The following is a 23,711-nucleotide window of genomic DNA, read 5'->3' on the forward strand; positions in this document are numbered from 1 at the left end:
GGGGTCGTCTGGGGTTCGGCTCCGGGGGGGTCGAGCCGAACCCGCTCGGCGGTCACGGGGGGTGCGACCGCCGAGGTCTACCGAGCACAGAGGATATGAAAGTGTGTCGTAACTACAAGCATGCCTGAGTCGACCCGTATACGTCGAGTGGCGTTAACTTCCACTCCCTGCGAAAGTCCGCCTTCGGGCTGTGACCGTGATCACCCCTAGGCTGATCGGCCGATCAGGGGGTAACCGGTCGGCAGGTGCCAAAGGTGACCCCGCGCACCCGCTGACCATAGACCATCCGGCTAGACTTTCGCGCCGTGGGCCGAAGCGCCGCTTTCTTCGATCTGGACAAGACCGTCATCGCCAAGTCGAGCGCGTTGGCGTTCGGTCGGCCGTTCTACCGGGACGGGCTGATCACACGCCGCGACGTGGTCAAGTCCGCGTACGCCCAGCTCATGTTCCGGCTGGGCGGCACCGACGAGCAGACGATGGCGCGTACCCGCGACTATCTGGCGACGCTGTGCAAGGGCTGGCCGGTGGACCAGGTTCGACAGATCGTCGCCGAAACGCTGCACGAGCTGATCAACCCCTACGTGTACGCCGAGGCCGCCGCCCTGATCGAGGAGCACCAGGCGGCCGGTCGGGACGTCGTACTCGTCTCCGCCTCCGGCGAGGAGATGGTTCGGCCGATCGGTGAGCTGCTCGGGGTCGCCGACGTGATCGCCACCCGGATGACGGTGGTGGACGGGCGGTACAGCGGCGAGGTGGAGTTCTACGCGGCCGGCCCCAGCAAGGTCGACGCGGTCGGCGAGTTGGCCAAGGAACGCGGCTACGACCTCACCGCCTCGTACGCCTACTCCGACTCGGTCAGCGACCGTCCGCTGCTGGAGTGTGTCGGCCATCCGAGCGCGGTCAACCCGGACCGGGCGCTGCGCAAGCTCGCCGTGGAGAACGGCTGGCCGGTGCTGGAGTTCCGGCACCCGGTACCGCTCGGTCGCCGGCTCCGGGAGCGTCCCGCCGTGCCGGTCGCGGCGGCGGCCATCGGGGTCGGCGTCGGGGTGGCCATCGGCATCGCCTGGTACGGCCGGCACCGCCGGACCCGCACCACCACCGCCTGACAGCTCGCGATCAGGCCGGGCCGGGATCGATCGGTCCCCGGCCGCCGGGACCCGATCCCGCAACCCCCGACCCGTCCGGCGTAGCGCCACCGGGTGCCGGGTTCGCCAGAACCTCGTCGCCGATCTCGGTCAGCCGCTCCGCGCCGACCTCCACCGCCGTCGCGTAGTGCCGGAGCCAGGAGCGGAGCCCGTCCGGGGTACCGGTGGCGAAGGCGCCGGCCGCGCCGACGTACTCCGGCTCGCGTTCGGAGTGGCCAAGGTCGACCGCGATCAGGCCGCGCGGGTCGAATCCGGTGGCGAGCAGGGTGAGCCGGGCGGCTGCCCGGGCGACCACCCCGGACGGGCCGGCGAAGGGTCGCAGCGCCAGCAGTTCCCCGTGTACGACGGCAGCCAGCACCACCGGCGACGCCGACGTCCCACCGGCGACCAGCCCGGCCAGCCCGTCCAGCCGGGCGCCGAGCACTTCCGGCGCGACAGACGCTCCGGCGGCGGGGCCGTGAGCCGGTGCCGGCCGGCCGAGCGCCTCCTCCGGCACCGTTCCCCGGGCGGCCAGGGTGTGCAGCCGGGCGAGCACTTGCCGGGGGGCCTTCGGCCACAGGTCGGTCAGCCCGGGCAGCGCTCCGGCGACCCGGAGGGCACCTTGCAGCACCGGATCGGTCACGGTGCCGGCGCGGACCGCCTCGCGCTCGTGCGCGTACCCCTCCAGCGCGGAGCTGGCCACCGCGGACCGCAGGCTGACCTCGGCCGCGACCTGGCCGCCGTGCCGGCGCAGCGCGCGGTGCCGCAGCGCCTGGTCGACCCGCTCGCGGGCCCGGTCGACCGCGGGGGCGACGTCGGCGAGGTCCAGCAGCGGGGCGAGCGGGTCGGTGGCCATGCTGTCACCGTAGTTGCCGGCCCGGGCACGCCAGCGCCGAGCGCCGGAACCGACACCCGTCCAACGCTTCGGCGCTTTCCGGACGGAATCAGCCCGACGGAATCAGCCGGACAGTCCGCCGGTGCCGGCACGTGCGGTGACCGGCGAGCGCCGGAACGCCGCCATTCGGCGCGTCTGGTCGCGTGAGTGGTACGGACCCCTCGCCCCAGCTACCAGGCCCGATTAACCTCCTACCGAACGACACTGACGCGACGCCTGAGGAGCCATCCACCATGAGCGAGACTCTGGCAAACCTGTTGCAGGAGACCCGGCAGTTCCCGCCGCCGGCCGACCTTGCCGCCGCCGCCAACGTCACCGCGGACGCCTACGACGAGGCCGCCGGGGACCGGCTGGCGTTCTGGGCACGCCAGGCGGGGCGGCTGGACTGGTCGAAGGAGTGGGACCAGATCCTCGACTGGTCAAACCCGCCGTTCGCGAAGTGGTTCGTCGGCGGCCGGCTCAACGTCGCCTACAACTGCCTGGACCGGCACGTCGCCGCCGGGCACGGCGACCGGGTGGCCATCCACTGGGAGGGCGAGCCCGGCGACAACCGCACGATCACCTACGCCGACCTGCTGGCCATGACCAGCCAGGCGGCGAACGCGCTGACCGACCTCGGGGTCACCGCCGGTGACCGGGTGGCGATCTACCTGCCGATGATCCCGGAGGCGGCGGTCGCGATGCTCGCCTGCGCCCGGATCGGCGCCACCCACAGCGTGGTGTTCGGTGGCTTCTCCGCCGACGCGCTGACCAACCGGATCCAGGACGCCAGCGCCAAGGTCGTGATCACCGCCGACGGCGGGTTCCGCCGGGGCAAGCCGTCGGCGTTGAAGCCGACCGTTGACGAGGCGATCGCCAAGTGCCCGACGATCGAGCGGGTGCTGGTGGTCCGGCGTACCGGGCAGGAGGTGGCCTGGAACGACGAGAAGGACCTGTGGTGGCACGAGACGGTGGAGACCGCCTCGACCGAGCACACCGCGGAGGCGTTCGACGCCGAGCACCCGCTGTTCATCCTCTACACCAGTGGCACGACGGCGAAGCCGAAGGGCATCCTGCACACCTCCGGCGGCTACCTGACCCAGGTCGCCTACACCCACCACGCGGTCTTCGACCTGAAGCCGGAGACCGACGTCTACTGGTGCAGCGCCGACATCGGCTGGGTGACCGGGCACTCCTACATCGTGTACGGCCCGCTGGCCAACGGCGCCACCCAGCTCATGTACGAGGGCACCCCGGACACCCCGCACAAGGGCCGCTTCTGGGAGCTGGTGCAGAAGCACAAGGTGACGATCCTCTACACCGCCCCCACCCTGATCCGGACCATGATGAAGTGGGGCGACGACATTCCGAAGGGGTACGACCTCTCCTCGTTGCGCCTGCTGGGCAGCGTCGGCGAGCCGATCAACCCCGAGGCGTGGATCTGGTACCGGGAGAACATCGGCCGCGGCGAGTGCCCGGTCGTCGACACCTGGTGGCAGACCGAGACCGGGGCCATCATGATCTCCCCGCTGCCCGGGGTGACCTCGACCAAGCCGGGCAGCGCGATGCGCCCGCTGCCGGGGATCAGCGCCGACGTGGTGGACGACCAGGCGCAGTCGGTGCCGGACGGTGGCGGCGGCTTCCTGGTGCTGCGCGAGCCGTGGCCGTCGATGTTGCGCACCATCTGGGGCGACGACCAGCGGTTCGTCGACACCTACTGGTCCCGCTTCGAGGGCCTCTACTTCGCCGGCGACGGGGCGAAGAAGGACGACGACGGCGACCTGTGGCTGCTCGGCCGGGTCGACGACGTGATGCTGGTGTCCGGGCACAACATCTCCACCACCGAGGTCGAGTCGGCGCTGGTCTCACACCCGTCGGTCGCCGAGGCGGCGGTGGTCGGCGCCACCGACCCGACCACCGGGCAGGCGATCGTCGCCTTCACCATCCCGCGCGGCTCCGTCGACACCGAGGGCAACGCGGGCGAGGCGCTCATCGCCGAGCTGCGGGAGCACGTCTCGAAGACCCTCGGCCCGATCGCCAAGCCCCGGCAGATCATGCTGGTCCCGGAGTTGCCGAAGACCCGGTCCGGGAAGATCATGCGCCGGCTGCTGCGCGACGTGGCCGAGAACCGCTCGCTCGGTGACGTCACCACGTTGCAGGACTCCTCGGTGATGGACCTGATCTCATCCGGGATGCGTTCCGGCAAGTCCGACGAGGACTGACCCGCGTCGCCCGGACCGGCGACGACCACCGCACGGCCCGAACCAGCACACACCGCATGATGGGCGGACCCGCTCCGGGTCCGCCCATCGTCGTGTCCGCCGTGGGTGGTCGGGCCGGTCAGGGGGTACGGGTGGGTGCGGGCGCGACCCGGCGCCATTCACCCGGTTGCCGACGCGGGGACGTGGCACGAACGGTCGGGGTTCCTGCCGTAGCCGAATCGTGACATTCCTATCTGCGAAAATAGGTGGCCGTTAGAATGCTTTCGCCCTGATTAGACGTAGGTCTGACTACCCCGACGAGCCGTCTTCGACCCGTGACAGCGTTCGGTCCATCTGCAATGGTGATGGTCGCGTCTGATGACAGTGCCCGCCATGAGCCGGCCTGTTCTGTAACACTTCCACAAAGGAGGAGGACCTTTGAGGAGACGAGTCACAGCCGGTCTGGCGGGTGCCACGGCCGCGCTGTTGGCCGCCGGTGCGGTCGCCGTGCCGGCGTCCGCCGCTCCGGCGGCGCCTGCCCCGGCGGACCGGGATCCCCAGGGTGCGGCCCACCGGGCCGACAACCTGCCCGACCCGCTCGCCGAGGAGCACCAGCAGGTCCGCAGGGAGGCCATCTCCGCCCTGCTCTCCGGCAAGGCCAAGCTGCAGACCCGCAACGGGTCGAAGGTCATCCAGATCAAGGCTGACCGGTTCGTCGAATACCAGCAGCCCCCGAAGACGGACCCGATCTTCACCATCCTGGTCGAGTTCGGCAACCAGAAGGACCCGCGTACCGGCGGCACGGACGGCCCGCTGCACAACCAGATCAAGCAGCCGGACCGCACCTACGACGGCGGCGCGACCGACGACAACAGCACCATCTGGCGGGCCGACTACAACCGCCAGTCGTACCTGGACCTCTTCTACGCCAAGGGCAAGGAGTCGATGGCCGACTTCTACCTGAAGCAGTCGGGCGGCCGGTACACCGTCGGCGGCGACGTCAGCGACTGGGTCCAGGTGCCGTTCAACGAGGCCCGGTACGGCAGCAACGAGATCGCCGAGCGGGACGGCTACTGGAACTTCGTCAAGGACACCGCCAACGCCTGGTACGAGTCGCAGGTCGCGGCGGGCAAGACCCAGGAGCAGATCAAGCAGTACCTCGCCCAGTTCGACGTCTGGGACCGGTACGACCACGACGGCGACGGCGACTTCAACGAGGCCGACGGCTACGTCGACCACTTCCAGGCGGTGCACGCCGGTGAGGGCGAGGAGGCCGGCGGCGGCGCACAGGGCGCGGACGCGATCTGGTCGCACCGCTGGTCGGCCTTCACCGACCTGGCCGGCTCGGCCGGGCCGGAGTTCAACAAGGCCGGCGGCGTGCAGATCGGCGACACCGGGCTCTGGATCCGTGACTACACCACGGAGCCGGAGAACGGCGGCCTGGGCGTCTTCGCCCACGAGTACGGCCACGACCTCGGGCTGCCCGACCTGTACGACACGCAGGGCGGCGACAACGGCGTCGGGTTCTGGAGCCTGATGGCTTCCGGCTCCTGGCTCAACCACGGCAAGCAGGACATCGGCACCACGCCCGGTTACATGGACCCCTGGTCCAAGCTCTACCTGGGCTGGCTGAACTACTCGACCGTGGACTGGGACAGCGGCACCACGTACGCCACGCTCGGAGCGGCCGGCGACACCGACGGCCTCGCCCAGGCGATCGTGGTCAATCTGCCGGGGCAGGAGGTCACCATCCCCTACAACACTCCGTTCGCGGGCGAGCGCGAGTGGTGGGGTGGCACCGGTGACAACCTGAACAACACGCTGACCCGGGAACTCGACCTCACCGGCGCCACCAGCGCCGCGGTCAACGCCAAGGCGTGGTACGAGATCGAGGAGAACTTCGACTACCTCTTCGCGGAGGTGTCGACGGACGGCGGGGCCACCTGGGCCAAGCTGACCAACCCGCTGATCGAGCCGGGCGAGAGTGGCATCGACGGTTCCACGAACGACGAGTGGGTCGACCTGAACTACGACCTCTCCGCGTACCTGGGCAAGACGGTGCAGTTCCGTTACCGCTACCAGAGCGACAACGGCACCAACCTCGCCGGTGCGTTCTTCGACAACATCTCGCTGGTCAAGAACGGCGCGCCGGTCTGGACCGACGGGGCGGAGACCGAGCAGCCGGAGTGGACCGCCCGTGGCTTCACCCGGTCCGTCGGCTCGGTCACCGAGCTGCGTCCGCGCTTCTACATCGCCGAGTACCGGACCTACTACGGGTACGACAAGACCCTGGAGACCGGTCCGTACAACTTCGGCTGGCAGAACTCGAAGCCGGACTGGGTGGAGCGGTTCAAGAACCCGCAGGGCCTGCTCGTCTGGTACGTGAACTACGCGTACGAGGACAACGACACCATCGTCCACCCGGGCTTCGGCCTGAACCTGCCGGTCGACGTCCGGCCCGGCCCGATCACGGTGCCCGGGGTCGGCAACGTCACCAACCGGCGCAGCAGCTACGACGCCACGTTCAGCCGGTTCGCCAAGCCGGCGCAGACGTTCCACCTCAACGGGGTGGCGACCACGGTGCCGAAGCTGAACCCGGTGACGGTCTTCAACGACTCGGACCCGAACCGGTACTGGACGGCACAGAACCCGATGAACTCGGTCAAGGTCGCCGGCACCGGCACCAAGATCGAGCTGCTGCTGGAGAACCGCCTGATCAGCGACCTGGCGATCATCAAGATCACCAACTGATCCGCTGATCAGACGTACCACGGTCGGGGCCGGAAGCGCGGACAGCGCTTCCGGCCCCGCTCCCGTGCACGGGGACGGTGGTCAGCCGGCGGCCAGGTCGAGCCAGCCGTACCGGTGCTCGCACGGCGGCCCGGCCGCGATGCCGAACCGCCGGTCGTCCAGGTCCAGCAGCACCGAATAGACCGTCTCGGAGCGCTCGGCCAGCGGCATCCGCTCGTCGACGTGCCGGCAGATGCCGTGCGGAAAACTCGCGTGGTCGCGGAAGAGCGCCGCGAGGTCGCCCTCGCCGACCTTGCCGACCGCCGCCCTCGGCGCCAGCAGCCGCCTGGCCCGGGCGGACCGGAACAGCGACGAACCGCCCCAGTCCTTCATCGCGTCGTGGACCGGCAGCCCTGTCTCCAGATGGTTGGCGTGCGTGAGGTACCCGTCCACCGGGTGCAGCCAGCCGGCGTCGCCGGGCACCAGCTCCAGGTCGATCAGCTCGCCGCCGGCCTCCGCCGCCTGGCCGAGCAGCAGGTTGATCGAGCTGTTCCGGGTACCCCGGACGGCGGCCTTCAGTGCCTCGGCCAGGCTCTCCGCCTCCAGCGCCGCCCGGAGCAGCACGTGGTACGGCACGCCCGGCTCGACCCCGGGGCCCGGCAGCCCGTCCCGGTCACAGCCGAGCATGTTCACGCAGACGCCGACCCCCGCCGAGTTCAGCCCGGTCTTGGCGACCATGCCCGCCTCGGTCAGGGTCAGCACGGTCAGCCCGCGCTCGTCCCGGGTGGCCAGCAGCAGCATCACGTCGCGCTGGTCGGGGTGCCAGTCCCAGTTCTGCCCGAGCAGCAGGTGACCGTTGCCGGTGTGGGTGCCGAGCACCCCGACCGCGGTACAGCCGCCGGCATCGGCGTCCGGCGGGGCGGCGGACCCGCCGTCCCGGTGCCGGCCGTAGATCAGCTCGGTACGCGCGTTCAGCGCGTAGACCTGCTCGACCCGGGCCCCGGCCCCCTCGGCCACCCCGTCCAGCAGCTCGGCGACCCGGGGATGGTGCCGCCGGGTCGCCTCCTGGAACGCCCGCCCGGCGACGGTCACCGCCGCCTCGTCCCACCCGCCCTCCTCGCGGAACCGGCGCAGGTAGAACTCCAGGTTGGCGGTGATCAGGTCACGGGCCGCGGCACCGTACCCGGCACCGCACTCGGCCGGTGTGCCCTGCACCCGGATCAGCGGCACCGGCAGGTCGGAATGGTCGAGCCGACGGGCGGAAGTCATCCCAGCACGCTAGTCGGACCACCCGGTCGACGTCACCGGCGTTCCCGACCCCCTGGCGCGGCATCGCCGCGACCCTCCCGAGCAAGACCGACCAGGACGCCCACCGACGGGCCAAGGATTCCAAAGGCGGCCGGCCACCAGTCTTGGACCCGAAGATCTACAAGCAGCGTCATGCCGAAGAAACTACTGCCAGGCGATGTCCACCTACGCCTTCGTACCCCGCCGGCCTGTTCTCGATGACGGGCCGGCTGACCGATGGCTCAGGGCGAAGACGTTGCGAGACGGGCGACGGCTCGCCGCCGGATAGCTGCGGGGTCGGCGCCGAGATTGGGTAGCAGGCGTGCGGCCGGACCGTCGGCCTCGACCAGGACGGCCGCGAGAAGGTGGGTCGTGCCGGCGTGCGGGTGACCGGCGTCGCGGGCCGCGTCGCTGGCCGAGCGTAGCGCCGCGAGGGAGGTGCGACCGCAGCGCTGTCCGGCAGAGATAGCACCGCGACCAGCAGGTGCTCGGAACCGACCCACCGAAGCCCGTCGCGGCTGGCCTCGCGGAGTACCTCGTAGAACTAGTCGTAACCACCTAGACCGGCCCGGGTGGCCCGGGAAATTCCCGGACGATCCCCTGATCCGTAGGTTGCGCCGGATCCGTCCCGCACCGGTGGCCCTAGGCTGTGGACATGAGGGAGCGAACCGGCCAGGTCAGCGAGGAGCGGCGAAGCGAGCGCAGCCGGCTGTGTCCCGACACCCGGGGCACCGTGAAGTCGTGGGAAGCCGCCGGGCTCGCCGGCACACCGGGGGAGGCGGCATGAGCGAGCGCGGCGGCGGCCGCAGGTCGGTCGTCGACGAGTCCTGCGTACTGGTGGACGGGCCGTGGACGCACCGGTTCGTCGGCGCCAACGGCAGCCGGTTCCACGTCGTCGAGGCCGGTACCGGGCCGTTGGTGCTGTTCCTGCACGGCTTCCCCGAGTTCTGGTGGGCCTGGCACGAGATGTTGCCGGCGGTCGCCGACGCCGGCTACCGGGCGGTCGCGGTCGACCTGCGCGGCTACGGCGCGAGCGACAAGCCGCCCCGGGGGTACGACGGCTACACGCTCGCCGCCGACGTGGCCGGATTGATCCGGGCCCTCGGCGAACGTTCGGCGGTGCTGGTCGGCTCGGGCGCCGGCGGCATGATCGGCTGGACTGCCGCCTCCTTCCACCCCAGCCTGGTCCGCCGGCTGGTGGTGCTCGCGGCACCGCATCCGCTGCGGCTGCGCGCCGGCATCTTCGCCGACCCGCGCGGCCAGTTCGCGGCGGCCACCCCGACGCTGAAGTTCCAGATCCCGCGGTACGAGCACGTGCTGACCCGGGACGACGCGGCGCTGGTCGGCTACTTCCTGCAACGCTGGGGCGGACCGCACTGGGTGCGGAGCCCCGGCTTCGCCGACTACGCGGAGCGCTGCCGGCAGGCGATGCGGATTCCGCAGGCCGCGTTCTGCGCGATGGAGGGCTACCGCTGGGCGTTCCGGTCAGTGCTGCGCCTGCACGGCTACCGGTTCGTCAAGCTGATGCAGAAGCCGCTGATCACCCCGACCCTGCAACTGCACGGCGCGCTGGACCAGGCGTCGCTGCCGCGTACCGCCCAGGGCTCCAGCCGCTACGTGGTGGCCCCGTACGAGTGGCGGCTGCTCGACGACGTCGGCCACTTCCCGCACGTCGAGGCGACCGACCTGGTGCTGGGCGAGGTGCTGCGTTGGGCCAAGTCTTGACCGTCGTCCCGCCCCGGCTCGCGGACGGCCGCCTGCGAGCGCGGGTCAGGCGCGGTTCTCCCGCAGGTCGGTGACCTCGGCCGCCGGTGCCCACCCCTGGTAGACCCCGAAGTCGAACGCCTCCAGCCCCATCGCCTCGGCGACCGGCCAGCGCCCGCCGGTGTATTCCACCCGCAGCCAGTTGTCGTGCTGGGCAAGCACGATGAACGGCTGGCCCTGCCACGAGCATCTGGTCCGGACGTAGACCAGCTCGCCGACCTCGGCCGCGGCCACCACCCGGACGTACCGCCCGGGCCGGACTTCCTCGAAGCCCTCGCCCGGTTCCGCCTGGTAGAGGCGTACGTCGTCACCGGCCGGGCTGGCCTCGTATTCCCGGCCGCGCCACTGGGCCACGTAACCGTCGCGCATCAGCCCTCCTCGGCCCGGCGCCAGACGGGTATGTCGCAGTCCAGCGTCGCCACCAGCCGCTCGGTGCCGTCGAGACCGATCCGGTGCAGTTGCGCGCCGTGCGGCAGCCGTACACTGTCCACCTTGAACTCGGCCACCACGTCACTGCTCTCGCCCGGCGCGAACCCGTTGCCCCGAAACGGCGGCCGCTCGATAACCCAGCCCTCCATCGCCCGCATGGCGGCCTCGTTCTGGCCACCGTAGGGGATCCGGTAGAGGCTGGGCCGGTACGCCGGCCAGCGGAGCACGTAGATCTCCTCGGCGTCCCGGTCGAAGGGCGAACCGGGGTAGTTCAGGCCGAGCGCGGCGTAGAGCTTCGCCGGGGTACGCAGGTGGGCGACCTCGGACGCCCGGTGCACGAAGCCCGACACCCGGTCGTAGCCCCGGTCGAGATAGTAGGAGAGCTGGCTGGGGGCGATGGTCTTCTGCATCATCGTCGGCCGCCCCGGATCGTCCCGAGCCGGCGCGTACGTCGGCCGGGGCGCCTCCTCCTCGGCGGGAGCCTGCGGCACCGGCTCACCGGTGTCGTCGCCGAGGCCCACCTCGGCGGCCCAGTTCGCCAGCGCGACGATCTGCCCACCCGGAAGTTTGGCGCCGACCGGCGTGCCCGGGTTCACCGCGAACGAATAGTTGTCGTCCGGCCACCGCCGGATCAACTGGGCGAACTTGACCTCGACGGTGTCGATGGTCTCCGGCAGGTGGTCGCCGAGCCGCTCCGGGGAGGTGAACACCACGACGTAGCGCTCCCCGTCCAACAGCTCGGTACGCCACTCGAAGCCGTCGTCACCGGGTCGGGCGCCGGGGGCCGAGTTGAACGCCACCGGCAGCAGCACCCTGGCGAGCAGCAGCGTGGAGAGGAACGTGTCGGTGCTGCCGTCACCGGCGGCGTCCAGCAGGCTCCGCTCGACCTCGTTGGCCGGTACGAAGTCCGGTGGCAACCGGCGGGCGGGCAGCGGATCGGCGCCGGCCTGCGGCTCGGCGGCGAGCGGTCCGGTCGTACCCTGGTCAACGGCCGGCGGCCGGCCACCGGCCGGCTCGGGCGAAATCGGCTCGGTCGGAATCGGCTCGGTCGGGGCCGACCCGGAGCCGGACTGCTCGCGGACGGACGGGCCGGCGGTGGACTGCTCGCGGACCGATCGACCGGCGGCGAACTGCTCGGTGGCGGACGGGCCGGCGAAAAACTGCTCGGTGGGTGTCGGGGCGGCAGCGAACTGATCGGTGGGTGTCGGGGCGGCGCCGAACCCCTCGGTGGGCAGCGAGCCCATCGTCAGGGACTCCGTCGCGAACGACCGGCCGGAGAACGACTGGGTGAGACCCGTACCGGTGAGGATCTGTTCGGTGGGACGAGCCTCCGCGGGTTCCGAATCGGCGGCTGTGCGGCTCGCGGGAACCGGATCGGTGCCGGGCCGTCCGGGACCGGCCACCTCGTACGCCGTCGTCGGACCCTCAGCGGTCACGCCGGACCACGGCTCGCCCGCCTCGGACGGCGAGTCACCGGCCGGACGTCGGGAGACCGGGGTGAACAGCGACGGCTCGGAGCGCGCGGCCGGTGGCGTCCAGGCCGCCGGTGCCGGGACCTCCGACGGCGGAGTCCACGGGGCAGCGGGCGTGCCGGGTCGCTCCTCCGGCGTCCGATTCTCGACCGGCTCGGCGGGTCGGTCGACCTGCTGGCCCGCGAGCCCGTGCCAGGCCGGTGGCGGGCCGCCCGGCGCACCGCTGGACGGCGGCGCGGACACCGAGGACGCCGGACCAGCCGGCCCCTGCACGGCTGGCGAACTGCCGTTCGCCGTGTTCGGCGAGGTGGGTCGGGTCGGACCCGCCGGCGTCATCCAGCCCGCCGAGGTGTCCTCCGAGATCTGGCTGCCGAAGTCTCCGCCCAGCCCGCCCCGGGCCGGCGTCGGTGCGATCACCGGCACCGTGGCCGGGGTGCCGCTCGGCGGGGCCGAGGCCGGTTCCGGAGACGACGGGAACGCTGTCGGTTCGCCGGTCGGGGGCGCCACCGGGGCCCGTTCGCCGGCCGGCGGCACCATCGGGGTCGGTTCGCCCTCGGCCTCGACCGACCGGAACGACTCGGCCGGCTCCCGAGACGGCTCGACCGGCCGGTACGGGTGCGCCGGTGGCTCCGGCTCCACCGACCGGAACGACTCGGCCGCCTCCCGCGACGCCCCAGGCGACCGCAGCGGCAGCCCCGGCGAGTCCGAGTCCACCGACCGGGACGGGTCGGCGTCCGTCGACCGGAACGGATCGGCGGACTCCCGCGACACCCCGGGCGAGCGCGAGGGCAGCCCGTCCGGGTCAGTCGGCCGGAACGGCAGCCCGTCCGGTTCGGCCGCCCGGAACGCCCCGGCCGGTGCGGGCTCCGCCCTCGGCCCGTCCGGCGGGCGGCGCGGTACGGCGGCCGTGGCCCGGGCCCGGGCGGCCCGCTCGACCTGCTCCAGCCGGGCCCGGGCACCCATGCTGCGGCCGGGCAGCCGTACGTCGCCCCGGGAGAGCTGGGAGACGAACCAGGCCGGCAGGTAACCCTCGATCGGCAGCCCGGGGTTCACCGCGAGCCACCACTCCGGGTTGGGCCATCCGGTGGCCAGTTCGGGGTAGGGTGCCCGCCGGGTCGATCCGGCGTTCTCGGCGAGACACGCGCGCAGCGCGGCGGTGGACGTGAATGCGAGTACGTGCGTCCGGCCACCGGTGGTCCAGGTGCCCCAGCCCATCGGCGCACGACCGGCGAGCGCCTCTGCGGAGACCGGCAACAGAAGATCGGTACGGGCGAGAATGCGGAAATAGAGTTCCTGGTCGCCCGCGCGCAGTGCGTCCCGCATCGCGGCCTCGGTCTCGGTGGCTGGCTCCCATTCGGTCACGGCCACCTCCCTCTCGCCGAACAGGCCACAAGCATCGCGTACAACCTACAAGGTGGGGACCGGATCACAATGGTTGGCTGGCGGTGGATGCCGTTCGCGGCGATCCACCGATAGCATCCGGTGGGCGGAGCCGGACCGATGACGATCCGGCCCGATGGCGGACCGAACCGATTTCGGAGGCGACCGATGCGTGGCCGGACAATACGACTCACGCTGGTTGGCGCCATCACCGTGCTGGCGGTCCCGCCGATCGCCGCCGGTCCGGCCACGGCGGCACCGCTCGCCCCGCCGGCCGCCCAGCGGACCCTGCCCGGCTGTGACAACAACACCCCACCCGCCCAGCCCATCACCACGCTGCCGTGGGCGCAACAGCGGTACGCCCCGGAGCGGCTGGCGCCGCTGACCGTCGGAGCTGGCGTAACGGTGGCGGTGATCGACTCCGGCGTCGACGACACGCACCCGCAGATGCGCGGCCGAGTCCTGCGCGGGCAGGACTTCCTCGGCTCGGACTCCGACGGGAAGCGGGACTGCGTCCGGCACGGCACCGGTGTGGCCAGCATCATCGCGGCCGCCCCCCGGGAGGGCACCCCCTTCCGCGGGCTCGCGCCCCAGGTCAAGATCCTTCCGATACGGGTGAGCGAGCAGAAGGTCATCGAGGGCAAGGAGAACGGCGACAGCGTAACCGTCGGGACATTTGCCCAGTCGATCCGCTGGGCGGTCGACAACGGGGCAGACGTGATCAACCTCTCGGTCGTGTACTACCAGGACAACCCGGAGCTCAAGCGGGCGGTGGAGTACGCCCTGGAGAAGGACGTCGTGATCGTCGCCGCCGCCGGCAACCTGTACGCGGACAAGAACCCGAGGCCGTACCCGACGTCGTACGACGGGGTGATCGGGGTGGGCTCGGTCGGCGAGGACGGGCTGGTCTCCCCGTTCTCCCAGCGCGGCGACTACGTGGACCTGGTCGCGCCCGGCGGCGGCGTGGTGGTCGCGGTGCCGGAGCGCGGGCACGTGCTGGACAACGGCACCAGTTTCGCCACCCCGTTCGTGACCGCCACCGTCGCGCTGATCCGGCAGTACTGGCCCGGCCTGAACGCGCAGCAGGTGGCGCAGCGCCTGATCGCCACCACCGATCCGGTGCCGGGCTCCGATCGGGACGCCTACGGCGCCGGGATGCTCAACCCGTACCGGGCGGTCACCGACACGGCGGCGCCGGCCCGGCGACCCGAGGCGGCCGGGCTGCCACCGCACCAGGTCGACCCGGCGGAGGTGGCCCAGGCGGAGCGGCGCTCAGCAAGCCAGGAGCGGGCCCTGTGGGTGGCCGGCCTCGCCGGCACTGTCGCGCTGGCGGCGCTGCTGCTCGCCGTGGTACTGCCCCGGGGAGCCCGCCGCGGCTGGCGCCCCGCCGGCCCGACGCCCTAGCCCTCGGCGGGCGCCGCCGGCACCCGGAGGCGGTACGCCCAAGCAGATGCCCCGGGTGCGGCGCGGATCGCGCGGCAGCCCGGGGCAGTCTGGGTGTTACGGCAGGCCTTACTGGAACAGGCCGGTGTTCTTCTTCTCGGTGCTGAGGTAGTCCGCGGCGGACTCGTCCAGCGCCATCTTGATGTCGCGCAGCATGTTGGACATGTCCTGCGCACCCTGACGCCACTTGGTCTGCCGCTGGTAGTACGCCTGCTGCGCCTCACCCTCCCAGGTGTTGACGAGCGGCGCGGCGTCCGACTCCAGCTGGTCGAGCTGCGAGTCGAGCGTGTTCAGCGCCTTCTGGATGTCCGCGCTGGCCTGCTGCAACGCGGCAAAATTGACGACAAGAAGGCCGTCACTCATCGGATCTTCCCTCCCCGGTCCAAATCAGAGCGGCAGCGTCATGCCGCCGGCGTTGGTGGCGTTCATCCGGCTCGACGCCTCGGTGTCGGACGCGTCGTACTGCTGGCCGGAGGTACGGATCGCAGTCGCGGTCTCGCGCAGCGCGCGGTGGATCTGCTCCTGGTTCTGCGCCCACTGCTGCTTGACCTGCTCGAACGAGCGGCCACCAGCACCGCGCCACTGGTTCTGCAGCACCTCAAGCTGACCCATCAGGCTGCTCAGCATGCTCTGCAGCGACTGGTCGACCGACTCGAACTTCGTGGCGGTCGTTTCCATCACCGCGGCTTCTGCCTGCGTCTGGGACACCCCCGAAGTCACCCCGCTCCCTTAACTCGTCGTCAACCCGGAGCGCCCACTGTGGACTCCCCGGCTCGTGTCCGCTCCCCCGACGGGTCACGGCACAACTTGGCAATTACTTCCGTAGCCGACGGTAGCGGGCCAGGGCAAGCCTTGGATACCCCTTCGGGCCACCCTGTGGACAAACCCGTACCGCAATGAACCGGACCGGCAGCTACCGACGGTCACCGATATTCTTTCCCACCAGCACATTTTCCCGCTCGCCTATTGCACGCCGGCCCGGTCGCGGGCCTTCTCGGGATCCAGCGCCGGCCCGTCCGGGATCAGCGTGACCAGGATGCTCGGCATCCGTACCCGCTTGGCGGCGCCGTAGCCGAGGTTGCCCAGCACCTCGCCGCCGGTCACCGGATGCCGCCGTCCCTGGTCGGTGACGACCGAGATGGCGCCGCCGGTGGCACCGGGTGCGGCAGCCGCCTCGACCACCACACCCCGGCCGGGCTCCAGCACCACCTGGTCGGCGAGCGCACCGCCCCGGGCCGACTGTGCCGAGGTCGCGGGCGGATCGGGGATCCCGGACATGTCGGCGCCGAGCCGGATGCCCTGCACCCCACGGTCGTCCGGCACGTCGCCGCAGACCACGCCGCCTTCCGCCGCCGCCATCTTCGGCGTGGTCGCCGGTGCCGCCGCGTCGTTGCCGGGCACCAGGTCGCCCTTCTTGGGCATCGCGCCGTACTGGCCCTGGGAGAGCTTGGTCTCGTCGCCCTGCTTCACGACATCCTTGGTCAGCAGGATGTTGGCCTGCACCTCGGTGATGTTGTAGAGGCCGTCGCGCTTGGCCACCGCGTACTGGCCGCCGCCGCCCTGCCGCTCGACCAGGAACACCTCACCGATCTTCGCGCCCTCCACCGCGTCGGACGGCTCGCCCGCGTCGGGAATCCGGATCTCGTCCAGGTCCGCCCCGGCGGGCAGGGCGTTGAGCAGGGCCGGCGCCACCGGTACCTGCCGCTCGCTGCCCCAGGTCAGCGCACTGATGATCAGATCGGGATTCTGGATCAGGTGCCGGCGGTTGTGCCAGATCAGGAAGAGCTGGCCGTTGGGGTGCACCGCCAGCAGGCCCTCGTCGCCCAACTCCCGACCGCCCGGTGCCGCCTTGCCGATCAGCAGTGTCGACTGTGGCTGCCCGCCGGCGCCACCGGTACGCGGTTCGGAGCAGATCGTCCAGCCGCCGGAGACCAGCCGGTTGCTGGGGGCCAGCGACTCCGGCAGGTCGCGGATGCCCAGCGTCACGCCGCGCGGCTGGCCCTCCAGCGACTTGCGCGACACCGACACCGTCTTCGGGGCGGGCTGGCCGACGATGAGCAGCGCCGAGGCGTAGTTGAGCACCGGATGCAGGGTCTGGGTGTCGCTGATATAGACGTACTGCGCGCCGGACTCCTTCTCGACGATCACCACCGAGGAGTTCTTCCACTTGGTGGCACCGCCGCCGACGAAGACCCCGTAGACCACCGAACCGCCGATCCCGATCAGCGCGATCAGCACGCTGGCCAGGGTGGCGCCGGCCGCTCGCCGGAACGGCGACTGCGCGGGATCGGTCTCCCGCATGACCAGCGCGCCCACCACACGCTGGACCATGAACTGGTAGGAATGCAACTGATCCTGCCGCGACGGCATGCGGGCCCCCTCTCCGGTTGGTCCGGCCCATACGATAGGCCCCTGAGCGAATTGCGGGGGGCGGGCCCACGGCCGACGCCCATCCAGGGGAGGCTATCGCGGTGACGCTAACTGCGGCAGACAACCGGACCCGGCCCACCGGCACCCCGGGCAGCCGGATCGACCGGTCGCCACCGGCGCCACTGCCGGCATCGTCCACTCCGACCCGGTCCGGCCTGTTCGGCGTACGGGCGGGGCAGATCGTGGCCCTCCAGGTGGCGTTGGCGCTCATCCTCGCCGCCGCCAGCCAGGGCCCACTGCTGCTCGCCGGGGCGGCACTGCTCGCCGTCGCCCTGGTGCTGCTGACCTGGATCCGGATGCGTCGGCGCTGGCTCTTCGAGTGGATCGCCATCGGGATGCGCTACTCCTCCCGGCGGCGGACTCTGCCGCAGGCCGCGCCGCCGGAGGCCCTGCTGGACCTGGTCAACCCCGGTGCCGTGGTGCTGCCGGTCGACCTCGCCGGCGACGCAGCCTGCATGGTCAGCGACGCCTACGGCCTGACCGCCGTACTCGAACTCGGTGACCAGGTCGGCATGCTCGCCGACACCCCGCAGTCGCTGCTCTCCCCGGCCGGTCTGCTGCCGGCGGCGAGCGCGGAGACCCCGCCGATGCGGGTGCAACTGGTGCTGACCGGTGCTCCGGCGCCGACGCTGGGCGCGGGCACCGGCACCCCGGCCACGTCGTACCGGCAACTCACCGACGGGCGGCTGCTCGGGCACGAGCGGGCCCTGCTCGCCGTCCGGGTGCTGCGCGCCGACGGCTGGTCGGACGAGGACCTGCGCCGTGCGCTCTCCAGCGCGGTACGCAAGGTGCGCCGCCGGCTCGCCCCGGTGCCGACCCGGGTGCTCGGCGAACGCGCCGCGCTCGGCGTACTCGCGGAGACGGTGCACCACGACGGCGCGCAACCGGCCCGGGAGAACTGGCAGGGCGTCAGCCTGGGCGGGCTGTTGCAGACCACCTTCCGGCTGCGCCGCTGGCCGGACCTGCGGACGGAGACCGGGCGCCGCTTCATTCCCCGGCTGCTGGCGCTGCCGGCGACCGCGACCACGGTCTCGGTGAGCGCCGGCCCGTGGGCGGGCGGCGGCACCGACAGCATCGGGGTGGACGTCACCGTCCGGCTGGCCGCCGACAGCCCCCAGGCGCTCGGCACCGCCGTCCAGGCGCTGCGCCGGCTGCTCTCCGCCGAGCACGCCGTGGCCCGGCGGCTGGACGGCGAGCAGCTCGACGGCGTCGCCGCCACCCTGCCGCTGGGGGTGCTGGGCGCCGGTCCGACCGCCCCGGCACCGGCCACCACCCTGCCGGCCTCCTCTGTGGACGCCCTCGACCTGCCGATCGGGCTGGCCGGGCTGATGCTCGGCGCCAACCGGCACGGCGCGGCGGTGGTCGCCCGGCTGTTCCGGGCCGAGACCACCCGGGTGGTGCTGATCGGCGGCGTACGCGCCGCGCAGCTCGTCGCGCTGCGGGCGATGGCGCTCGGCGCCCGGATCGTGGTGCAGACCGCCAGGCCGCGCGCCTGGGAGCCGTTCGTCCGCGGGGCCAGCGGGCCGGGCGCGCCGATCGCGATGATCCCGCCCGGTCGGCCGGTGGGCGGCCCGCCCGGCACCCAACTGCACCCGCTGCTGGTGGTGGTCGACGTCGGCCCGGTGGCGGCCGACTCGCAGCCGGGGCCGGGCTGGCAGACCAGCCTGGTCGTACGCGACGAACTGGCTCCGGTCGACGTCGACGCCGTCTCCCGGGCCGACCTGGTGGTGTTGCAGCCGCTCCGGCCGCACGAGGCCCAGCTGGCCGGCGTGGCGCTCGGGCTCGGCGACTCGGCGGACTGGCTGACCCGGATCCGGGCCGACATGGTCGGGGTGATCAACCGTCGGGTGCTGCGCTGGGCGCTGCTCTCGGCCACCCCGATCGAGGCGCAGCTGATCGGCCCGCCGGCCCGGTAGCCGCGCCCGCTGCACGACGGTCGCCAGCCATCGTCCGGCCAGGGTTTGATCTGGGCGGATTTGAGATCACGTGGCACTATCTGCGGGCATGGGTTTCCTGAAAGGGCTTCTCGTCCGGCTCGCCGGCACCGCCCTGGCCTTCTGGCTCGCCACGCTGATCATCCCGGGGATCACCCTGGACACCGACTCGGTCGGCGAGGCGGTGAGCACGCTGGTCCTGGTGGCGATCATCTTCGGGGTGGTCAACGGCGTGCTCCAGCCGGTCATCAAGACCCTCGGCTGCGGGCTCTACCTGCTCACCCTCGGGCTGATCGCGCTGGTGGTGAACGCGCTGCTGTTCCTGCTCACCAGCGCCATCGCCGGCGGGCTCGGCCTGCCGTTCGAGGTCGACGGGTTCTGGCCGGCGGCGGTGCTCGGCGCGCTGTTCGTGAGCCTGGTCACCTGGCTGCTCGGCCTGCTGATGGACCGGGACTGAGCGCCGTCCGCCTCGGCCGGCGCCGATCACCGGCCGGCCCCGGGCAGCCGCCGACCACTGGTCGGGAATTGGCTCGGGCCGACCGGGCGGGGCGGGGATAGCGTCGCGGCGTGCTGACCGTGACACGAGACGACGGGTACGAGCTCTGCACCGATCCCCAGCGGGTGGAGGTCGACCGGGTGCACCACTGGCTCGCCACCGACGCGTACTGGGCGCTCGGCCGGCCCCGTGAGGTCCTGCTCCGGGCGATCGAGGGCTCGACGGTCTACGGGGTGTACGCCCCGGGCGACGGCCGTCAGGTGGCGTTCGCCCGGGTGGTGACCGACGGGACCACCTTCGGCTGGCTCTGCGACGTCTACGTCGACCCGGCGGCCCGGGGTCGAGGGCTGGCCCGCTGGATCGTGCGTACCGTCCGGGAGGATCTCGCCCGGTTGGGCGTACGCCGGATCCTGCTCGCCACCTGGGACGCGCACGGCGTGTACGCCGAGGTCGGCTTCACCCCGCTGGCCAACCCGACGCAGTGGATGGAGCTGATGCTGCGACCGCTGCCCGCCGAGGCGGACGGTGCCGGCGGCGGGACGGCCGGGGGCGAGACGGACAGCGGCGGGGCGGTCGGCGGAATGGGACCGGAATCGGTGAGACCGCTCACTGGAAAGGACTCTGATCCGAGTCAGCCCCTTACGGTAGAACGATGAGCCAGGTGCGGCGCGGATACCTCTACGGGATCGGCGCGTACACCCTGTGGGGGTTCTTTCCGCTCTACATCCGGCTGCTGGAGCCGGCCGGGCCGATCGAGATCCTGGCGCACCGGGTGGTCTGGTCGATGGTCTTCGTCGCGCTGCTGCTCGCGGCGGTCCGCAACTGGGGCTTCCTGCGTGAGCTGCGGCACCGCCCGGGCAGACTCGCCGGGATCGGGCTGGCCGCCGCGCTGATCGCGGTCAACTGGGGCACCTACATCTACGGCGTCAACTCGGAACGCGTCGTCGAGACCGCGCTGGGCTACTTCATCAACCCGCTCTTCGTCGTGCTGCTCGGGGTCACCGTGCTGCGCGAGCGGCTGCGGGCCGCCCAGTGGGTGGCGCTCGGCATCGGTGGCCTCGCGGTCGCGGTGCTGACCGTCGACTACGGCCGGCTGCCCTACATCGCGCTCACCCTGGCCGCGAGCTTCGGCGGGTACAGCCTGGTGAAGAAGCGGCTCGGGCTGCCGGCCGCCGAGGGCATGTTCATCGAGTCCGCGGCACTCACCCTGCCGGCGCTCGGCTATCTGGGCTGGCTCACCTGGCGCGCCGAGTCGAGCTTCGGTCAGGTCTCCGCCGGGCACACCGCCCTGCTGATGCTGGCCGGTGCGGCCACCGCCATCCCGCTGCTGATGTTCGCCGGTGCGGCGAACCGGCTCCCGCTGACCGCGCTCGGCATGTTGCAGTACCTGGCGCCGATCCTCCAGCTCGGTTTCGGCGTACTCGTCTTCCACGAGCCGATGCCTCCGGCCCGGCTGGCCGGCTTCGCGCTGGTCTGGCTGGCCCTGGTGGTCTTCACGGTGGACGGGATCCGCAACGTCCGGCGGTCCCGCACCGCGCTGCTCTCCGCCACCCCGGAGCCAGCGGCAGCCACCGCCGCCCGCTGACCCGCGAACCCGCCGTCGGGCGCGTGCTACGCCCGCGTGTGCACCCGGTCCGGGCGGCCGGCGGCCACCGACTCGTACAGCTCTTCGAGCAGCCGGGTCTGCTTGTGCAGGTCGAAGTGCTCGGTCACGTACCGGCGGGCCTGTCCGCCGAGCCGGGTCCGCAGGTCGTCGTCGGCGAGGAGCTGCCGGATGTTGCCGGCTAGGGCCGTGCGGTCGCCCTCGGCGCCGAGCAGACCCGTCTCGCCGGGCAGCACCGCCTCCGGAATTCCACTGTGGTAGGTCGAGACCGTCGGCAGGCCCAGGCTGGCCGCCTCCAGGATCGTCGTCGGCAGGCCCTCGGCGTCCCCGTCCGCGGCCGTCTTGGACGGCGAGACGAAGACCTTCGACTCGGCCAGGTAGCGGGCGACCGCCGACGGCTCCTGTGCACCCAGGAACGTCGCGTCCAGCCCGAGGGCGGCGGCCCGCTCCCGGATCGGCCACTCCAGCGGCCCGGAGCCGATCAGCAGCACCCGGGGCCGCCGGTCGGGCAGGGTGCCGAGCGCCTCGACGAGGTCGTCGACGCCCTTCTTCTCGACGAATCGGCCGACGAAGACCACGTCCCAGTGCTTCGGCACGTCCGGCACCTCGGCCGGGATCGGTACTCCGGTGTGGTGCACCCGGACCTTCGCCGGGTCCGCGCCGGCCGCGATCGCCTTCTCCCGGATGAACCCGCTGACGGCCAGGATCAGCGCGGCCCGGTCGAACGCCTGGCGCAGGTTGCGCCGGTAGCGCACACCGCGCAGGCCCGGCGCGTGCGGCTGCCGCGTCACGTCGTAGCCGTGCACGGTCACCACCAGCGGTACCCCGAGTTGTGCGGCCGTCCGGCTGATCAGCCAGCCGTCGTTGCCGAAGTGCGCGTGCACCACCGCCGGCCGCAGCCCGGCCAGCAGCCGCCGCAGTCTCGGTGACTCGCCGGTCAGCCGGAGCCGCAGGAAGGCCCGCCGGTCCTGTCCGCCGTCCGGATATGCGATCACGTCGGTGTCGGCGGCCAGCGGCGAGCCGACCCGGGTGGCGCCGAGGAACCTCGGCTGCCAGCGGGGTAGCGCGAGGCCCTGGTTGCGGATGAACGTCTCGGATCCGGCGAGCAGGCCGCTGCGCCAGATCACCACGGTCGGCGCCGGACCGGTCGTACCGGGCAGGGGCGGGATGCTCACGCGCCGATCTCGCTCGGCCTGCCGGCGTCGCCGGAGACCCGCCGGGCCGAGCCGACCGGCTGCGGGGCGTCGGTGCTGGCGGCCGCGCCGGGCCGGTCCGCCGGAGCGGCCGCGCGGCTGGCGCCGGGCTTGCGCAGGATCCGGTCCCGCAGGGTACGCCGGAGCTGCGGCGGGATCAGCCAGATCTGCCCGAACGCCAGGTAGTCGAAGATCCCCGGCTGACCGTGCCGACGCGCCTCGCGCAGCAGGGTGCGGAACGCCGACGCGCTCCGGGTCGGCGCCGCCATCGAGCTGATCACACTCATCGTGAGTGCAGCGTACGCCCGGCGGGTGAGCAGCGGTCGGCTCCGCTGGAGCCACTCGAACTGCTCCTCCCAGACCGTGTCGAAGGTGATCCGGGGCCGGTCCTCGTCCTGGTGCCAGATCACCAGCGGCTCGGCGGCGTAGACGAGGTCGACGTCGGCATGGCTCAACGCCCGGAACGTCCAGTCGAGTTCCTGGAGACGGCGCAGCCCGACGGTGAACGGCACCCGGCGCAGCAACTCGGTCGGGGCCAGGATGGTCGAGGTCTGGATGAAGCCGTCGCCGTGGAACAGCCCGCGCCGCACCGTGAGGTACTCGGTCAGCGGCTCGCCGACCGCCGGCAGCCGGCGCGGCATCACGAACTCGGCCCGGGGCGTCCGGTTGCGCAACCGGCAGGCCACGATCGGCATCGCCACCCGGGCGCTCTCGGCCAGCTCCAACTGCACGGCGAGCTTGGTCGGCAGCCACTCGTCGTCGTCGTCGAGCAGGGCCGTCCAGCGGGCCCGCGCCGCGCCGACCCCGACGTTGCGGGCGTTCGGCGCCCCACCCGACTCGGGCAGCTCGATCACCCGGAGCCGGTCGTCGCCGAGTCCGGCCAGCGCGTCCCGGGTCGCGTCGTCCGGCCCGTCCACCACGACGACGACCTCGAGATCGGTCACGGTCTGCGCCAGTACGCTGCGGACCGCACGGGTCACCAGGTCCGGCCGACCGCGGGTGGGGATCACGACGCTGACGTCAGGTGTGGAGGACATGAAGACCCGCTAACTCGTCGGGGGATCCGTGCCGGGCAATACCGGACGTGAAGACTATTTGTCCAACGGGATGCGCAGGTTAATTCCAGGCGGAGAACGCGCGTACATTAGCGAGGCGGCAACCGACCGTACGGTGTCGGAGCCGCCAGGCAGGGCCTTGACGAATTGGGTGAACACTAGGTGAACAACGGCAGCGGAGTGCCGGGACGGGTTATTGACGTACACTCTCCGTCGATTCGGTACGGGCCCGGGTAATCGAATGGGTTAATTCGAGGAATCGGGCAGGTGAACCTGTGGAAAATGGAGGTCAACGC

General features: G+C 71.9%; 18 protein-coding genes and 2 pseudogenes. 10 read left to right on the forward strand and 10 right to left on the reverse strand.

What is annotated here, in order from left to right; all coding sequences use genetic code 11:
- The first annotated feature begins 305 nt into the window (after window positions 1-305).
- Window positions 306-1,106: an HAD family hydrolase gene (locus tag ACSMXO_RS40520; protein ID WP_346258809.1), complete on the forward strand. Its 801-nt coding sequence runs from the start codon at window positions 306-308 to the stop codon at window positions 1,104-1,106.
- Between the two features lie 103 nt (window positions 1,107-1,209).
- Here ACSMXO_RS40520 and ACSMXO_RS40525 read toward each other — a convergent pair.
- Window positions 1,210-1,980, reverse strand: a pseudogene (locus ACSMXO_RS40525) (hypothetical protein); the annotation flags it as partial.
- Between the two features lie 272 nt (window positions 1,981-2,252).
- Here ACSMXO_RS40525 and acs point away from each other — a divergent pair.
- Window positions 2,253-4,220 (forward strand): acetate--CoA ligase, encoded by a 1,968-nt coding sequence (gene acs, locus ACSMXO_RS40530; protein ID WP_455415992.1) that lies wholly within the window; start codon window positions 2,253-2,255, stop codon window positions 4,218-4,220.
- Between the two features lie 417 nt (window positions 4,221-4,637).
- Window positions 4,638-6,950: an immune inhibitor A domain-containing protein gene (locus ACSMXO_RS40535; RefSeq protein ID WP_455415993.1), complete on the forward strand. Its 2,313-nt coding sequence runs from the start codon at window positions 4,638-4,640 to the stop codon at window positions 6,948-6,950.
- Window positions 6,951-7,031: 81 nt separating this feature from the next.
- On the opposite strand, the gene ACSMXO_RS40540 is transcribed toward ACSMXO_RS40535, so the two are convergent.
- Both ACSMXO_RS40540 and ACSMXO_RS40545 read right to left on the reverse strand, forming a co-directional pair.
- Window positions 7,032-8,198: a C45 family autoproteolytic acyltransferase/hydolase gene (locus ACSMXO_RS40540; RefSeq protein WP_455415994.1), complete on the reverse strand. Its 1,167-nt coding sequence runs from the start codon at window positions 8,196-8,198 to the stop codon at window positions 7,032-7,034.
- A 260-nt stretch (window positions 8,199-8,458) separates the two neighbouring features.
- Complete coding sequence (locus ACSMXO_RS40545) at window positions 8,459-8,719, reverse strand: Clp protease N-terminal domain-containing protein (protein WP_455415995.1); 261 nt, start codon at window positions 8,717-8,719, stop codon at window positions 8,459-8,461.
- Window positions 8,720-8,871: 152 nt separating this feature from the next.
- Here ACSMXO_RS40545 and ACSMXO_RS40550 point away from each other — a divergent pair, with 152 nt between their 5' ends.
- Together ACSMXO_RS40550 and ACSMXO_RS40555 are read left to right on the forward strand one after the other, a co-directional pair.
- Window positions 8,872-9,003 (forward strand): hypothetical protein, encoded by a 132-nt coding sequence (locus ACSMXO_RS40550; RefSeq protein ID WP_346258805.1) that lies wholly within the window; start codon window positions 8,872-8,874, stop codon window positions 9,001-9,003.
- A complete protein-coding gene (locus tag ACSMXO_RS40555) occupies window positions 9,000-9,941 on the forward strand; it encodes an alpha/beta fold hydrolase (protein ID WP_346258804.1) in 942 nt (313 codons plus the stop codon). Before ACSMXO_RS40550 ends, ACSMXO_RS40555 begins: the two co-directional genes overlap by 4 nt.
- A 45-nt stretch (window positions 9,942-9,986) precedes the next feature.
- Here ACSMXO_RS40555 and ACSMXO_RS40560 read toward each other — a convergent pair whose 3' ends face one another.
- Window positions 9,987-10,352 carry a hypothetical protein gene (locus tag ACSMXO_RS40560; protein ID WP_101368460.1) on the reverse strand — a complete coding sequence of 122 codons (366 nt, stop codon included), beginning with the start codon at window positions 10,350-10,352 and terminating at the stop codon, window positions 9,987-9,989.
- Window positions 10,349-13,243, reverse strand: coding sequence for an SseB family protein (locus ACSMXO_RS40565; protein WP_455415996.1), 2,895 nt, complete (start codon window positions 13,241-13,243; stop codon window positions 10,349-10,351). Before ACSMXO_RS40565 ends, ACSMXO_RS40560 begins: the two co-directional genes overlap by 4 nt.
- A gap of 186 nt (window positions 13,244-13,429) precedes the next feature.
- Here ACSMXO_RS40565 and mycP point away from each other — a divergent pair, with 186 nt between their 5' ends.
- On the forward strand, window positions 13,430-14,665 hold the full coding sequence (mycP, locus tag ACSMXO_RS40570; RefSeq protein WP_455415997.1) for a type VII secretion-associated serine protease mycosin: 1,236 nt from the start codon (window positions 13,430-13,432) through the stop codon (window positions 14,663-14,665).
- Between the two features lie 108 nt (window positions 14,666-14,773).
- Here the strand turns inward: mycP and ACSMXO_RS40575 are convergent, their stop codons facing one another.
- The 3 genes from ACSMXO_RS40575 to eccB form a co-directional block, all read right to left on the reverse strand.
- Window positions 14,774-15,067, reverse strand: coding sequence for a WXG100 family type VII secretion target (locus ACSMXO_RS40575; protein ID WP_346258801.1), 294 nt, complete (start codon window positions 15,065-15,067; stop codon window positions 14,774-14,776).
- 24 nt (window positions 15,068-15,091) lie between these two features.
- The gene (locus ACSMXO_RS40580) at window positions 15,092-15,412 is read right to left on the reverse strand and encodes a WXG100 family type VII secretion target (protein ID WP_455415998.1); all 321 of its coding nucleotides are present in this window, start codon (window positions 15,410-15,412) and stop codon (window positions 15,092-15,094) included.
- A 255-nt stretch (window positions 15,413-15,667) separates the two neighbouring features.
- Complete coding sequence (gene eccB, locus ACSMXO_RS40585; protein ID WP_346258799.1) at window positions 15,668-17,074, reverse strand: type VII secretion protein EccB; 1,407 nt, start codon at window positions 17,072-17,074, stop codon at window positions 15,668-15,670.
- Between the two features lie 101 nt (window positions 17,075-17,175).
- Here eccB and eccE point away from each other — a divergent pair, with 101 nt between their 5' ends.
- From eccE to rarD, 4 genes and pseudogenes are all read left to right on the forward strand, one after another.
- On the forward strand, window positions 17,176-19,050 hold the full coding sequence (gene eccE, locus ACSMXO_RS40590; protein ID WP_455415999.1) for a type VII secretion protein EccE: 1,875 nt from the start codon (window positions 17,176-17,178) through the stop codon (window positions 19,048-19,050).
- An 88-nt stretch (window positions 19,051-19,138) separates the two neighbouring features.
- Window positions 19,139-19,525, forward strand: a complete 387-nt coding sequence (locus tag ACSMXO_RS40595; RefSeq protein WP_346258797.1) for a phage holin family protein — start codon at window positions 19,139-19,141, stop codon at window positions 19,523-19,525.
- A gap of 110 nt (window positions 19,526-19,635) precedes the next feature.
- Window positions 19,636-20,058, forward strand: a pseudogene (locus ACSMXO_RS40600) (GNAT family N-acetyltransferase); the annotation flags it as partial.
- 158 nt (window positions 20,059-20,216) lie between these two features.
- Window positions 20,217-21,149, forward strand: coding sequence for an EamA family transporter RarD (gene rarD / locus ACSMXO_RS40605; RefSeq protein WP_455416000.1), 933 nt, complete (start codon window positions 20,217-20,219; stop codon window positions 21,147-21,149).
- Window positions 21,150-21,175: 26 nt separating this feature from the next.
- Here rarD and ACSMXO_RS40610 read toward each other — a convergent pair whose 3' ends face one another.
- Window positions 21,176-22,342, reverse strand: coding sequence for a glycosyltransferase (locus ACSMXO_RS40610; protein ID WP_346258795.1), 1,167 nt, complete (start codon window positions 22,340-22,342; stop codon window positions 21,176-21,178).
- Complete coding sequence (locus ACSMXO_RS40615) at window positions 22,339-23,397, reverse strand: glycosyltransferase family 2 protein (protein ID WP_346258794.1); 1,059 nt, start codon at window positions 23,395-23,397, stop codon at window positions 22,339-22,341. The genes ACSMXO_RS40610 and ACSMXO_RS40615 overlap by 4 nt, the downstream gene beginning before the upstream one ends.
- Window positions 23,398-23,711 lie beyond the last annotated feature (314 nt).

The organism is Plantactinospora sp. DSM 117369, assembly GCF_053764795.1.

Coding starts and splice junctions, on each gene's coding strand:
- ACSMXO_RS40540 (WP_455415994.1), bottom strand. CDS start 8,198: ATGACTTCCGCCCGTCGGCTCGACCATTCCGACCTGCCGGTGCCGCTG.
- ACSMXO_RS40595 (WP_346258797.1), top strand. CDS start 19,139: ATGGGTTTCCTGAAAGGGCTTCTCGTCCGGCTCGCCGGCACCGCCCTG.
- eccB (WP_346258799.1), bottom strand. CDS start 17,074: ATGCCGTCGCGGCAGGATCAGTTGCATTCCTACCAGTTCATGGTCCAG.
- rarD (WP_455416000.1), top strand. CDS start 20,217: ATGAGCCAGGTGCGGCGCGGATACCTCTACGGGATCGGCGCGTACACC.
- ACSMXO_RS40555 (WP_346258804.1), top strand. CDS start 9,000: ATGAGCGAGCGCGGCGGCGGCCGCAGGTCGGTCGTCGACGAGTCCTGC.
- acs (WP_455415992.1), top strand. CDS start 2,253: ATGAGCGAGACTCTGGCAAACCTGTTGCAGGAGACCCGGCAGTTCCCG.
- ACSMXO_RS40575 (WP_346258801.1), bottom strand. CDS start 15,067: ATGAGTGACGGCCTTCTTGTCGTCAATTTTGCCGCGTTGCAGCAGGCC.
- mycP (WP_455415997.1), top strand. CDS start 13,430: ATGCGTGGCCGGACAATACGACTCACGCTGGTTGGCGCCATCACCGTG.
- ACSMXO_RS40615 (WP_346258794.1), bottom strand. CDS start 23,397: ATGTCCTCCACACCTGACGTCAGCGTCGTGATCCCCACCCGCGGTCGG.
- ACSMXO_RS40550 (WP_346258805.1), top strand. CDS start 8,872: ATGAGGGAGCGAACCGGCCAGGTCAGCGAGGAGCGGCGAAGCGAGCGC.